This window comes from Streptomyces canus (assembly GCF_041435015.1).
GTDB lineage: Bacteria > Actinomycetota > Actinomycetes > Streptomycetales > Streptomycetaceae > Streptomyces > Streptomyces canus_G.
This window is the reverse complement of record NZ_CP107989.1, coordinates 3748768-3761997: the sequence shown is the minus strand read 5'-3', so window position 1 is coordinate 3761997 and position 13230 is coordinate 3748768. Positions and strand designations below refer to the sequence as shown.

The following is a 13230-nucleotide window of genomic DNA, read 5'->3' as shown; positions in this document are numbered from 1 at the left end:
ACCGAGGACATCGCAAGGAGCTTCAGGTGTTCAATGACATAGGACCGCTCGAGCTGATCACGCTCGTTGTCCTCGCCGTGCTCGTCTTCGGTCCGGACAAGCTCCCGAAGGTCATCCAGGACGTCATGCGGACCGTGCGCAAGATCCGCGAGTTCTCGGAGAGCGCCAAGCAGGACATCCGCTCGGAGCTCGGCCCGGAGTTCAAGGACTTCGAGTTCGAGGACCTCAACCCCAAGACGTTCATCCGCAAGCAGCTCGACAACGACGAGCTGGGGCTCAAGGAGATCCGTAACGGCTTCGACCTGAAGAAGGAGATGGCCGAGGTCACCGACGCGGTGCACAGCACGGACACCGCGACGTCCTCGTCCTCCTCCGGGTCCTCTTCCTCCGGTGGCCGGATCGACATGACCAAGAAGCCCGAGGAGCCCGGCGAGGACAACCGCCCGCCCTTCGACGCGGACGCCACCTGAGCCGTACGCCCCACCGGAAGGCGCCTGTCGAGCAGTTCGGCTCGCGGGCGCCTTTTCCCGTCGTACGTGACGCGTTTCATACCCTGCTCTCACCTCGTACGGCCTTAACGCACCCCCCGTGCGCCCCGCGCGCCGGGCGGTTTCCCGGCAGCTCGGAGCGGTGTGGCTATGCTGCCGAGTTGTTGTGCGGGCCGTACGCGAACCAGCGACGCCGCCCGAAGGGGGGCGGGCCGGTCCGGTCCGACGAGAGCTAGTAGGAGGCGTCCGGCACATGGAGACGACGAGTGGGGCGGTCGCGCAGGCGCCGGCCGCGGAGGGTGGCCAGCAGGTTTCCTCCGCCCGGCGCACGGTCGACGGCTACCTTCAGGCGCCCTTCCCCTGGTACGGCCTCGACGAGGCCTTCACGGGACCGCGCTGGCTGATGCAGGTCGGCACGTCGGCCGACGGGGCCGTCGAGCACGGGTCGATCGGGCACGGCGACGAGCCCTCGGTGAAGAACGAGGCGGGTTCCACGGCGGAGCCGAAGGAGAAGTTCGCGGTGGTCGTGACCGTCGCCGCGAACCCCTCCCGCAGGAGCGCGGACGGCACGGGGCTGCTGGAGGCCACGTCCGTCTCCTCCGCCGCCTGGCTGGCCGGGGTGGGGCTGCTGTCCTTCACCTGGCCCGGCCAGATGGACCACTCCCTGCGGGACGACTGGCTGGACCAGCAGACCGAGACGGCCTGGGTCCTGGCGGACGACCTCGAAGGAGCCGACTGGTCCACGCTGTCCCTGCCGGTGGACGGGGTGCCCACGCCCTTCCATTACCGGGAGTCGGAGTTCGGCTGGGTGCTCGCGGGCTCCACGCGCGAGGGGGTGCACGTGGGGGCGTACGGGAGAGGCATGAGCGCGTACGGGCTCGGGTTCGCGATGATCAAGGACATCTCGGCGTACGCCTAGCGCGTATGGGGGCACCGCAGGCCCGTGCGGTGCCCCACACCTGTCCTATCGGCCCAGTCGTCGCCGTACCCGCCGGACCTGGCGGTGGTCGGCGACCGCGTCGAGGAACCGGCGTCCGGTACCGGACTCGTGGGCCGGGCCCTCGAGCCGCAGCAGGGCGCCGTCGCGGACGACGGCGTAGGCGACAGGGGCGTCGGACTTCGGGAGGGCGACCGGGTGGCGTCCGTCCGGGAGCCGGAGGCGAGCGGGGAGCCTGAGCCGTGCCGTCGTCCCGTCGTCACCGGCGATCACCTCGGCGTCCACGCTCAGGGCGGACACGGTGACCTTGAGGCGAGCCGGGCCACTGGCCGCGGTCGCCGCCAGGTACGGCAGCGGGAGCGACCGCTCGCCGCGTGCGGTGTTGGCCGCGGCGGCACCGGCCGTGTCGGAACCGAGCCTTCGCTGGCGCTGGTCCACGTCGAGGGCGAGCTGGCCGCTGCCCGTCCAGTACGGCAGCGCGAGCCGCCCGCCGGTCAGCGCCGGGCCCGCGGCCGGGGCACCCGGGGTGCCGTCGCCGGTCAGGCGGACCATGCGGTCGACGCCCAGCAGCTGGACGTACGCCCACGCGTCGTGCACCCCGCGCTCCAGCGGCCGCCCGCCCGCGAGTCGTTCCGGATCGAGCCGCAGCCGCCCGGACGCGATGAGCCGCGACCGCCCCTGGCCGAAGGGCTCGAGCCGCACGTCCAGGTCGCCCTCGGGGTACCACCAGTCCTCGCGGTCGCGGTCCTTGACGATCAGTTCGGCGTACGCCAGCCGGAACGGATCGCGGACCTCCCAGCCGTCCTCGGTCCCCGGCACCCCGGCGAGCAGCTCCGGGTCGAGCCACCACTTCCCGTCCCGCTCGACCAGCACCAGCGGCTCGCCGTCCCCGCGCAGCAGGTCAAGGGTGACGTCGGCGACCAGCCGGCCGCCCTCCCACCGCAGCCCGCCGACGGTGCTGCGGGCCTTGACCTCACGGATGCGCTCGGCGAGCGTCACGGCGCCGTCGAAGTCCCCGCGTTCGAGGAGCTCGGCGCGGAGGCGGGACACGCTGGGGAGGCCTTCTCGTACGGCTGCCGGGAACTCCTCGGCCGCCAGCCTCCGGGCCGCCTCGAAGCGCTCCCGCTGCTCGGCCGGCTCCTCGCGGAGGATCTCGGGCTCGCGGGTGCGGGAGAGGATCTCGACGTGGTAGAGGCGGTGCAGGAGGCGGTTCTGCAGCGCGTCGACGTCGTCGGACGGGGGTGTGCCGTCCTTGATCCGACGCACGATGGTGCGGCAGTTGGACCAGAAGCCGTGGCGCGGGTTGAACCGGTGCTGGGTGTTGTTGCCGCCGTCGTCCCGCTTCATCCAGTAGTAGCAGGGGTAGTCGGCCAGGACCGAGATCCGCTCGGCCTTCAGATAGGCGGCGCTGACGAAGGCCAGGTCCTCCAGGATCCAGGGCCCCTCGGGGAAGAGCAGACCGTGCTCCTCGATGAAGGCGCGCCGGAACATCTTGTGCGGCGACATGCTCTGCATGAGCTCGTCGTTCTCGATGGTGCAGGTGTCCACCGTGTGCCGGAACAGCCGTCGGGGACGCACCATCGTGCTGGACATCTTCCCGAGGACCACGTCGGCGTCATTGCGCTTGGCGTGCTCGTACAGCCGCTCCAGGGCCTCGGGCCCGAGCATGTCGTCGTGGTCGACGAACTGGATGTACTCGCCCTTGGCGTGCCGCATGCCGAGGTTGCGGGGAGCGCCCGGCCAGCCCGAGTTCGGCCGGGTGTGCACCTGGACGTTCGGGTGCCCGTCGGCGATCTTCTCCAGCCGCTCCAGCGTGTCGTCCGTCGAGCCGTCGTCGACGTAGACGACCTCGTACTCGTCGGCGGGCAGGCTCTGCCCGAGCAGCGACGGGGCGCACTCGTCGACGTACTTCCCGGTGTTGTAGACGGGAACGATGACGCTGACTTTGACTCTCGGCATTCCACGGACCTTACCGGGCCCCTGGAATGCCTCCTGTCCCGTGTGTCTCAGAACTTGTTCTTCGGCGTGATCCCCAGCGACAACCCCGAAAGCCCCCGCTGCCGCCCCCCGAGCTTCCCCGCGATCCCCCGCAGAGCCGCCCCCGCCGGAGAGTCCGGGTCCGTCAGGACGACCGGCTTGCCCTCGTCGCCGCCCTCGCGGAGGCGGACGTCGATCGGGATGGAGCCGAGGACCGGGACCGTCGCACCTGTCGTGCGGGTCAGGCCGTCCGCCACCGTCTGACCGCCACCCGTGCCGAAGACGTCCACCATCTCGCCGCAGTGCGGGCACGGCAGGCCGGACATGTTCTCGACCACGCCGACGATCTTCTGGTGGGTCTGGACGGCGATGGAGCCCGCGCGCTCGGCGACCTCGGCGGCGGCCTGCTGCGGGGTCGTCACCACCAGGATCTCCGCGTTCGGGACCAGCTGGGCCACCGAGATCGCGATGTCGCCCGTGCCCGGGGGAAGGTCCAGGAGCAGGACGTCCAGGTCGCCCCAGTACACGTCCGCCAGGAACTGCTGGAGGGCACGGTGGAGCATGGGCCCACGCCACACCACCGGCGCGTTGCCCGGCGTGAACATGCCGATCGAGATGACCTTCACGCCGTGCGCCGACGGCGGCATGATCATGTTCTCGACCTGGGTGGGGCGGCCGTCGGCGCCCAGCATGCGCGGCACCGAGTGGCCGTAGATGTCGGCGTCGACCACGCCCACCTTGAGGCCGTCGGCCGCCATCGCCGCCGCCAGGTTCACCGTCACCGAGGACTTGCCGACACCGCCCTTGCCGGAGGCGACCGCGTAGACGCGCGTCAAAGACCCCGGTTTCGCGAAGGGGACCTCGCGCTCGGTCTGGCCGCCGCGCAGCGCGGTCGCCAGCTCCTTGCGCTGTTCGTCGCTCATCACGTCGAGCGTGACGTCGACGCGGGTGACGCCCTCGACGGCCGCGACCGCGTCGGTGACGCGTTGCGTGATCGTCTCGCGCATCGGGCAGCCGGAGACCGTCAGGTACACGGTCACCGCGACCGCCCCGTCGGCCCCGATCTCCACCGACTTCACCATCCCGAGCTCGGTGATGGGCCGGTTGATCTCGGGGTCGTTCACCGTCGCCAGTGCCTCGCGCACCGCGTCTTCGCTAGCCATACAGACGATGGTACGGCGCCGTACAGGAACCCCTGTACGGCTCTCAACGGTCGTGTGCGTCACGTCCCGACGGCCGATCCGACCGTTCTGCCGGGAATACGACATGCCCGTCGTGCTGCCGTGCCTCCAGCTCCTTCATCAGGTCCTGGAGCTCCGAGCGGATCCAGTCGCGGGTCGCCACCTCTCCGAGGCCGATCCTGAGCGCGGCGATCTCGCGGGTCAGATACTCGGTGTCCGCGATCGACCGCTCGTTCTGCTTGCGGTCCTGTTCGAGATTGACCCGGTCCCGGTCGTCCTGCCGGTTCTGCGCGAGCAGGATCAGCGGGGCCGCGTAGGAGGCCTGGAGGGACAGCATGAGGGTGAGGAAGATGAACGGGTAGTTGTCGAAGCGCAGATCGCCCGGCGCGAAGATGTTCCACAGCACCCACGCGATGATGACGACCGTCATCCAGACGATGAACCGCCCGGTGCCGAGGAAGCGCGCGATCCGCTCCGACAGCCGCCCGAACGCCTCCGGGTCCCATTCGGGCAGCAGCCGGCGGCGCGGCGCCCGCGGCTGGTCGAGCCGGGTGCGGGGGCGGGTGGCCGCCGTGGCCCCGGCCGGGCCGCGCTCTCGGGTCGAGGTCTCGCGCTCAGGCGTCATGACGGGTCTCCTCCTCGGAGTCGAACTCCGTCTCCCGCCAGTCCTCCGGCAGCATGTGGTCCAGTACGTCGTCCACGGTCACCGCGCCGAGCAGCGAGCCCGAATCGTCGACCACGGGCGCCGCGACCATGTCGTACGTCGCGAAGAACCCGGCGACGACCGGCAGGGTCGCGTCCGGATCGAGGGCCTGAAGGTCGTCGTCGACCATGGAGCTGACGAGGGTGTACGGCGGGTCGCGCAGCAGTCGCTGGAAGTGGACCGTGCCGAGGTACTTGCCGGTCGGCGTCTCGTCGGGCGCGCGGCACACGTAGACCTGGGCGGCCAGGGCCGGGGACAGGTCGGCGTTGCGGACGCGGGCGAGCGCGTCGGCGACGGTCGCGTCCGGCCGCAGGACGATCGGTTCCGTCGTCATCAGACCGCCGGCCGTGTGCTCCTCGTACGCCATCAGGCGGCGCATGTCGGCCGCGTCCCCCGGCTGCATCAGGCTCAGCAGCCGCTCCTGCTCCTCCGTGGGGAGCTCGGAGAGCAGGTCGGCCGCGTCGTCGGGGTCCATGGCCTCCAGGACGTCGGCGGCCCGCTCCTCCTTCAGCTTGCCGAGGATCTCGATCTGGTCGTCCTCGGGGAGCTCTTCCAGTACGTCGGCCAGGCGGTCGTCGTCGAGAGCCGCGGCCACCTCGGCGCGCCGCTTGGGGGAGAGGTGGTGCAGGACGTTGGCGAGGTCGGCCGCGCGCAGCTGCTCGAAGGTGGCGAGGAGGCTCTCGGCGCCCTGTCCGTGCTCCTCCAGCGTGAAGCCGGTGACCGCGGACCACTCGACGGTCAGCGCTTCGCCCTTGCGCCGGAACGCCCCGCCCTTGCCGCCCTTGCGCACGAAGACCCGGTCGATCTCCCAGTCCCGGCGGGCCGGCAGGTGGTGCACCGACGCGTCGAGGACGGTGACCTGTTCGTTCGTCTCCACGAGCGTGACGCGCCGGTCGAGGAGTTCGCCGAAGACCAGGCGCTCGGTGGGCCGTTGCTCGAAGCGCCGGACGTTGAGCACGCCGGTGGTGATGACCTGGCCGGACTCGATGCTCGTGACCCGGGTCATGGGCAGGAAGATGCGGCGGCGGGTGGAGAGTTCGACGACCAGCCCGAGCACGCGGGGCGGCCTGCGCCCGACGCGCAGCACGACGACCAGATCGCGCACGCGGCCCACCTGGTCGCCGTTGGGATCGAAGACGGCGACGCCGGCGAGATGCGAGACGAAGATCCGGGGGGCTCCCGCTGCCATGGCTGTGCTTCCTTTGCATACGAGGCTGCGTACGGGGTGTTGTGTTCGTCGTTCGTTGTCCGGATTGCCCGCTCGGGAGGGCTTAAGGCTAGCCCGTACCGATCGGATACGCCCTGGTGAGCGGTCCGGACGGTCTGGCTCCGCCCGGGGCCCGGAGCCCCGGTACGCTGCCGTACGCCGCTGAAGGACCCTCGTCAGAAAGGCAGCCCCACCTGTGACTGCGATTCCCCAGGGCCGTGCCCGCAGGGCCGTACTGGTGAGCGCGATCTGCGCCCTGGTCGTGACGGGAACGGGGCTGACAGGATGCAGCGAGGATCCCGACGAGGGCACCAACGGGGTCGGCAAACTGCCCGCCGGCCAGATCCAGTCCAGGACCCGGGCGGCCGCCGAGTCCGCCGACGCGCTGCGCCTGTCGGGGAACGTGCTCACCAACGGGCGTACATACAAGCTCGACATGCGCCTGAACTCCGACGGCGGCTCCGGATCGGTCACCGCGCAGGGGACCACCTTCCAGCTGCTGCGGATCGGCGAGGCGCTGTACCTGAAGGCCGACGCGGACTTCTGGACCCAGGAGGACGGCAAGGGCGACGGTTCGGACTCGGACGCGGCCGCCGACAAGCTCGACGGCAAGTATGTGAAGGTGCCGTCGGGCGACCCGGCGTACAAGAAGTTCAGCGGTTTCACGGACAAGGACGTTCTCCTCGACGGACTTCTGACGCTGCACGGCAGCCTGGACACCGACGGCCACCATGAGCAGGCGGGTACCCGCACGATCCGCATCACGGGTGACAAGGGCGACGGCGGCACGCTGGACGTCTCCCTGGAGGGCACGCCGTACCCCCTGCGCCTGGCCCGGGCGGGCGGCGCGGGCACGCTGACCTTCTCGGCCTGGGGCAAGAACTTCTCCCTGACCGAACCGGGCAAGGACGAGACGGTGGACTACGGCAAGCAGCTGCCGACGTCCTGACGCGACTGCCGGGTCCTAGCGTTTGCGCCGTTTCATCAGCAGCCGCGGAAGCCCCGCCGGGATCGGCTCACGCGTGGTCGCCGGTGTCGGCAGCGGCGGTTCGGCCAGGTCGCCGTCGGGGAGCGATCCCGTGACACCCGTCGGCTCGAGCCGTAGTACCCGGCACTCGCGGGACCAACGGTCCGTCATCGCCTCGCCGTCGGGGGCGTTCAGCCGTTTCCCCTTGAGTTCGGCGACCGCCGCCTGCCATGCCTCGGATCCGGGCGCCAGTTCCACGACCTTCGCCGCCCAGGAGACCAGCCGACCGCCCTTGTCCTTGCTCCGGACGGTCACCTCGGCCGGGCCGCCGTCGGTCAGTCCGGGCAACGGCTGCTCCCCGGTGCCGTCGCCGACCAGGCATGCCGCACCCTCGTGCCACACGTGCCACAGGGCGCGCGCCGGGCCTTCGGACCCCGTGACCCAGATGAGTCCGGACTTCTTGGTGGCCTCTTCCACAAGGGCGCGGTCGAGCAGCTCGCTGGTCATGGGCCCAGCGTATCCACCGACGCCACCCACGATCACAGCCAGCCGTTGCGCTTGAGGGTGCGGTGGATGCCCAGGCAGATGACACCGGTGATCGCCATGATCACCGGATAGCCGAGCTTCCAGTGGGTCTCCGGCATGTAGTCGAAGTTCATGCCGTAGACACCGCACACCATCGTCGGTACGGCGATGATCGCGGCCCAGGACGTGATCTTGCGCATGTCCTCGTTCTGGGCGACGGACGCCTGCGCGAGGTTGGCCTGGAGGATCGAGTTGAGGAGTTCGTCGAAGCCGAGGACCTGCTCCTGGACGCGGGCGAGGTGGTCGGCGACGTCCCGGAAGTACTTCTGGATGTCGGGGTCGACGAGCCGCATCGGCCGCTCGCTGAGCAGCTGCATGGGCCGCAGCAGCGGGGCGACGGCCCGCTTGAACTCCAGCACCTCACGCTTGAGCTGGTAGATCCGCGCCGAGTCGACACCGCGCGAGACCTTGCCGCCGCGCCCCGGGGTGAACACCTCGGTCTCCACCTCGTCGATGTCGTCCTGCACCGCGTCGGCGACCGCGACATAGCCGTCGACGACATGGTCGGCGATCGAGTGCAGCACCGCCGAGGGACCCTTGGCGAGCAGTTCGGGGTCGTCCTGGAGCCGGTGGCGCAGCGCCCTGAGCGAGCCCTGGCCGCCGTGCCGGACGGTGATGAAGAAATCCCGGCCGGTGAAGCACATGACCTCGCCGGTCTCGACGATCTCGCTGTTGGCGGTGAGCTCGTCGTGCTCGACGTAGTGGATGGTCTTGAAGACGGTGAACAGGGAGTCGTCGTAGCGCTCCAGCTTGGGCCGCTGGTGGGCCTGCACGGCGTCCTCGACGGCGAGCGGGTGCAGTCCGAACTCACCGGCGATACCGGAGAATTCGGCCTCGCTCGGCTCGTGCAGACCGATCCAGACGAACCCGCCGTCGCGGCGCACCTGGCGCAGCGCCTCGTGCGGGCTGAGCTGGCGGTCGGTCTCCACGCGCCGGCCGTCGCGGTAGACGGCGCAGTCGACGACGGCGGAGGGCGTCGAGGGGTCGCGCGTCGCGTCGTACGCACCGGTGTCCTTGCGCAGCGAGGGACGCGACGGGCGTACGGCGGCACGCAGGTCACGGATCATCGACATGGCAGGCTCCTTCGTGACGGGCAACAAAGGGCGCCGGCGAGGGATGGAACTACCCGGAATGGGGACGTCCTGCTGTGGGTGTTTGGCACGTCCACAAAGCGGGGAGCACCGCACCATCGCGGTGGCGAACTTCGCTACTGATTCAGCTACTGCTGGTGATCAGACAGATCAGGCAAAACGAACGAAGTGCTCTTCCGCACGAAGACGCGAACGTGAGAGGCGGCGGTTGCCGAAAGTCACAGAGCTGCATCAGCGGCCGGAAGAACGAGTGGTACTACCAGGTCGACTTCGATCCATGACAGCCCCACCTCCTCCGGCCGGTCCCTCGTAAGGGACGATCCATTCCCGTAAGGGAGTCTCACTGGCGTCGGGACTCGATGCGCGACGCTTCTGCGTGCTGCCCCGGCGACCGGGCAAGACTATCAGCCGACCGAAGTGTCAAGGCGCTGCTTTGCCCGGTACTGACGAGTTCTATGCTCGCCGCATGGCAGATGTTCTTCCTCTGGTCGAGGCCCGGTTGCGCAGCGTGCTGGGCGAGCCGGACGCGCGCGCGGCGGTCACTTTCCTCGGCACGGACCGCATCGAGGTGCTCCGCTTCACCGACGGGGACATCGTCCGCTACGCCACCCTCGGCATGTCCGCCCAGCCGATGGGCGACCCCACCGCGATGCTCGCCGACCCGGTCAAGGGCCCGCGCGCCGAACTGCTGATGTCCGTACGGTCGGGGCTCGCCGACACCGACAAGGTGCTCCGCCCGCTCGCCGTGCTCGCCGCGTCCCCGCAGGTCGAGGGCGTGGTCGTGGCTCCGGGCGCCTCACTCGACGTGGGCGAACCCCTGTGGCCCGGCGCCCCGTTCACGTCGGTCCTGGTCGCAGAGCCGGGCGGACTGGTCGAGGACCTGGAACTCGACGAGCCCCTCGACCCGGTCCACTTCCTGCCGTTGCTCCCCATGACGCCGAACGAGGCCGCCTGGAAACGCGTCCACGGCGCCCAGGCTCTGCAGGAGCGCTGGCTGACGAACGGGACGGACCTGAGGGATCCGTCCCGCACGTCCGTCCCGCTGGAGTGACCTTCGCGTGAGCAAGGTCACCAAGTGGTGGCCGGAAGCCGTCAGTTGGCGAAGACGGCGACACTGTCCTCGGTCGCGTGCCTCGGCTCCAGCTCCTCGGCCTCGTGCGTGAGCGCGTTGCGCCGTACGACGACCACGAGCGCGCCCAGCACCGCTGTCACCGCCGCCACCACGAACGGGATGTGGATGTCGGTCCACTCCTCGATCTTCGGCGCGAAGTAGGGCGCAGCGGCCGCCGCGAACCAGCGCACGAAGTTGTAGCCCGCGCTCGCCACGGGCCTCGGGGCGTCCGACACGCCGAGCGCCAGCTCCGTGTAGACGGTGTTGTTCACGCCGATGAAGGCGCCGGACAGGATCGTGCAGACGATGGCCGCCGTGTGGTTGCCGTAGCCGAGGACGAGCACGTCGACCGCGAGCAGGACGAGTGAGCCGCCGAGCACCTTGAGCGAACCGAACCTCTCCTGGAGGCGCGGCGCGGCGAACACCGAGAAGACGGCGAGCAGCACACCCCAGGCGAAGAACACGGCACCCGACTTGTACGGGGTCATGTCGAGCACGAAGGGCGTGAAGGCCAGCACGGTGAAGAACGTGTAGTTGTAGAAGAAGGACGACACCGCGGCCGAGGCGAGCCCGCCGTGGCCGAGCGCCTTGATCGGGTCGAGCAGGGAGGTCTTCCGGGCCGGCTTGGGCTGTTCCTTCAGGAACACCGTGATGCACAGGAAGCCGATCGCCATCAGGAAGGCCGTACCGAAGAACGGGTAGCGCCAGCTGGCGTCACCGAGCAGCGCGCCCAGGAGCGGGCCGCAGGCCATGCCGAGGCCGAGGGCGGACTCGTACAGCAGGATCGCCGCCGCGCTGCCGCCCGCCGCCGCGCCGACGATGACCGCGAGCGCCGTGGAGACGAACAGGGCGTTGCCCAGGCCCCAGCCGGCCCGGAAGCCGACCAGTTCCTGGACCGAGCCCGAGGTGCCCGCGAGCCCCGCGAAGACCACGACGAGGGCGAGGCCGAGCAGCAGGGTCTTCTTGCCGCCGATGCGGCTGGAGACGAAGCCGGTGACCAGCATCGCGATCGCGGTGATCAGGAAGTACGAGGTGAACAGGAGAGAGACCTGGCTCGCCGTGGCGTCCAGGCCCTGGGCGATCGACGGCAGGATCGGGTCCACGAGTCCGATGCCCATGAAGGCGACGACGGAGGCGCCCGCCGTCGCCCACACGGCCTTCGGCTGGCGCAGGATGCCGCCGGCTCCCGCATCGAAGGGGTCCATGGTCGGTCCTCCACTCCTCGGAGATGGTTGGTATATGCACATAGTAAGTTAGAGCAGCTAATTAATGCAAGCTACATCTACTTGTCCTGGTGAACCGCTTCCGTCCGGACGGGTGATCGTCCTTGACGTGAGGGAGCGAGGGTAGGACCGTGGGGCCCTATGAGGGGCGAACCCAGTTGCCCGAAGTGTGGTGGCCGGGTCAGGGCTCCCGGACTCTTCGCCGATTCCTGGCAGTGCGATGTGCACGGGACCGTGCATCCGCTGCAGCCCGTGATCCCGCCCAGCGTCGAGGCCCTCGATGTCGTGGTGCATCGCACGCAGGTGCCGGTGTGGATGCCGTGGCCGCTGCCGGTCGGCTGGCTGTTCACCGGCGTGGCCTGCGCCGGTGACGACCGCAGCGGCGGTCGCGCCACGGCCGTGGCCTGCACGGGACCCGGACCGCTCGGGGGTGTCGGCGAGCTGATTCTCGTGGCCGAGGAACTCGGGGTCGGGCTCGGGGCACGCTACGCGGGCATGGACGGGCCGGATCCGGGGCCGTACATGAGCGTGGAGAAGCCGGCGCAGGCCAAGGTGCTCGCCGCCGGTCGGCCGACTCCGCTGTGGCATGTCGCCGGGGCGCCGGACGACCGGGCGGTGTTTGCGGGAGAGGCGCTGGGGCTGTGGCTGTGGGCGGTCGTCTGGCCCGAGCAGTCCGGTTTGCTGATGTACGACGAGCTGGTGCTCACGGATCTGCGGGACGCGGGGGCGGAAGTGGAGCTCGTGCCCTGCGGGGCGCTGTCGCCCCGACTGCTGAAACCCTGACTGTAGGGGTCGCACCCCTGTAGCGGGTGTGACAGGGGAGCTCGATGATCTGGTTATCCTTGAGCGTCCTCTTCTGTTCCGTCAGCGTCTGGAGTCCGCGTCGTGCGCATCGATCTGCACTGCCACTCCACGGCCTCCGACGGGACCGACACGCCCGCCGAGCTGGTGCGGAATGCCGCCGCCGCGGGGCTGGACGTCGTCGCCCTCACCGATCACGACACCACCCGTGGGTACGGCGCGGCCATTGCCGCGCTGCCCGTGGGACTGACCCTCGTCACCGGGGCCGAGCTGTCCTGCCGGATCGGCGGGGTGTCCATGCACATGCTGGCCTACCTCTTCGATCCCGAGGAGCCGGCGCTGCTCGCCGAGCGGGAGCTGGTGCGGGACGACCGGGTGCCCCGGGCGCGCGGGATGGTGGCCAGGCTTCAGGAACTGGGCGTGCCGGTCACCTGGGAGCAGGTGGCGCGGATCGCCGGTGACGGGTCCGTCGGGCGGCCGCATGTCGCCACCGCGCTCGTCGAGCTCGGGGTCGTCCGGAGCGTGGACGACGCCTTCACCGACGACTGGCTGGCCGACGGCGGGCGGGCCTACGTGGAGAAGCACGAGACCGACCCCTTCGAGGCGATCCGGCTGGTCAAGGGGGCCGGCGGGGTCACCGTGCTCGCCCACCCGGGCGCGAGCAAGCGCGGTCACACCGTCCCGGAGTCCGCGATCGCCGAGATGGCCGCCGCCGGACTCGACGGCATCGAGGTCGACCACATGGACCACGACGAGGACACGCGCGTACGACTGCGCGGGCTCGCCAAGGACCTGGGGCTGCTGACCACCGGCTCCAGCGACTACCACGGCAGCCGCAAGACGGTCGCCCTCGGCGAGTACACGACGGACCCCGAGGTGTACGGGGAGATCACGCGGCGGGCGACGGGTGCGTTCCCCGTCCCGGGGGCTGGCGGAATCTGAGGCTCGCCCCCGCTCCC

13 protein-coding genes are annotated in these 13230 nt (G+C 70.2%); 6 read left to right on the top strand and 7 right to left on the bottom strand.

Translation table 11 applies throughout. The annotated features are described in order from the left end of the window. Nucleotides 1-26 precede the first annotated feature (26 nt). Nucleotides 27-470 (top strand): sec-independent translocase, encoded by a 444-nt coding sequence (locus tag OG841_RS16725; protein ID WP_365118811.1) that lies wholly within the window; start codon nucleotides 27-29, stop codon nucleotides 468-470. 271 nt (nucleotides 471-741) lie between these two features. Then, nucleotides 742-1407, top strand: a complete 666-nt coding sequence (locus OG841_RS16720) for a hypothetical protein (protein WP_266559831.1) — start codon at nucleotides 742-744, stop codon at nucleotides 1405-1407. 45 nt (nucleotides 1408-1452) lie between these two features. Here the strand turns inward: OG841_RS16720 and OG841_RS16715 are convergent, their stop codons facing one another. Genes OG841_RS16715 through OG841_RS16700 form a run of 4 tightly spaced genes read right to left on the bottom strand, consistent with a single transcriptional unit; the run spans nucleotide 1453 to nucleotide 6475 of the window. Further along, entirely contained in the window at nucleotides 1453-3384 is a 1932-nt protein-coding gene (locus OG841_RS16715; RefSeq protein WP_328640759.1) for a glycosyltransferase family 2 protein, read from the bottom strand. A gap of 47 nt (nucleotides 3385-3431) precedes the next feature. Then, the gene (locus OG841_RS16710) at nucleotides 3432-4565 is read right to left on the bottom strand and encodes an Mrp/NBP35 family ATP-binding protein (protein WP_266522038.1); all 1134 of its coding nucleotides are present in this window, start codon (nucleotides 4563-4565) and stop codon (nucleotides 3432-3434) included. 43 nt (nucleotides 4566-4608) lie between these two features. Continuing rightward, the gene (locus tag OG841_RS16705; protein ID WP_328640760.1) at nucleotides 4609-5208 is read right to left on the bottom strand and encodes a DUF1003 domain-containing protein; all 600 of its coding nucleotides are present in this window, start codon (nucleotides 5206-5208) and stop codon (nucleotides 4609-4611) included. Continuing rightward, a complete protein-coding gene (locus tag OG841_RS16700; protein ID WP_328640761.1) occupies nucleotides 5198-6475 on the bottom strand; it encodes a magnesium transporter MgtE N-terminal domain-containing protein in 1278 nt (425 codons plus the stop codon). The genes OG841_RS16705 and OG841_RS16700 overlap by 11 nt, the downstream gene beginning before the upstream one ends. A 214-nt stretch (nucleotides 6476-6689) precedes the next feature. Between OG841_RS16700 and OG841_RS16695 the strand changes: the two genes are divergently transcribed. Further along, nucleotides 6690-7442 (top strand): hypothetical protein, encoded by a 753-nt coding sequence (locus OG841_RS16695; RefSeq protein WP_365118807.1) that lies wholly within the window; start codon nucleotides 6690-6692, stop codon nucleotides 7440-7442. A gap of 15 nt (nucleotides 7443-7457) precedes the next feature. Here the strand turns inward: OG841_RS16695 and OG841_RS16690 are convergent, their stop codons facing one another. Both OG841_RS16690 and OG841_RS16685 read right to left on the bottom strand, forming a co-directional pair. Further along, complete coding sequence (locus tag OG841_RS16690) at nucleotides 7458-7967, bottom strand: hypothetical protein (protein ID WP_328640763.1); 510 nt, start codon at nucleotides 7965-7967, stop codon at nucleotides 7458-7460. Nucleotides 7968-7999: 32 nt separating this feature from the next. Continuing rightward, nucleotides 8000-9118 (bottom strand): magnesium and cobalt transport protein CorA, encoded by a 1119-nt coding sequence (locus tag OG841_RS16685; protein WP_328640764.1) that lies wholly within the window; start codon nucleotides 9116-9118, stop codon nucleotides 8000-8002. 484 nt (nucleotides 9119-9602) lie between these two features. Here OG841_RS16685 and OG841_RS16680 point away from each other — a divergent pair, with 484 nt between their 5' ends. After that, nucleotides 9603-10187: a suppressor of fused domain protein gene (locus OG841_RS16680; RefSeq protein WP_328640765.1), complete on the top strand. Its 585-nt coding sequence runs from the start codon at nucleotides 9603-9605 to the stop codon at nucleotides 10185-10187. A gap of 41 nt (nucleotides 10188-10228) precedes the next feature. On the opposite strand, the gene OG841_RS16675 is transcribed toward OG841_RS16680, so the two are convergent. Next, nucleotides 10229-11452 (bottom strand): MFS transporter, encoded by a 1224-nt coding sequence (locus OG841_RS16675; RefSeq protein WP_371565906.1) that lies wholly within the window; start codon nucleotides 11450-11452, stop codon nucleotides 10229-10231. Between the two features lie 159 nt (nucleotides 11453-11611). Between OG841_RS16675 and OG841_RS16670 the strand changes: the two genes are divergently transcribed. Continuing rightward, nucleotides 11612-12253, top strand: coding sequence for a DUF6758 family protein (locus OG841_RS16670; RefSeq protein ID WP_328640767.1), 642 nt, complete (start codon nucleotides 11612-11614; stop codon nucleotides 12251-12253). A 102-nt stretch (nucleotides 12254-12355) separates the two neighbouring features. Next, on the top strand, nucleotides 12356-13213 hold the full coding sequence (locus tag OG841_RS16665; protein WP_371565903.1) for a PHP domain-containing protein: 858 nt from the start codon (nucleotides 12356-12358) through the stop codon (nucleotides 13211-13213). Nucleotides 13214-13230: the final 17 nt, after the last annotated feature.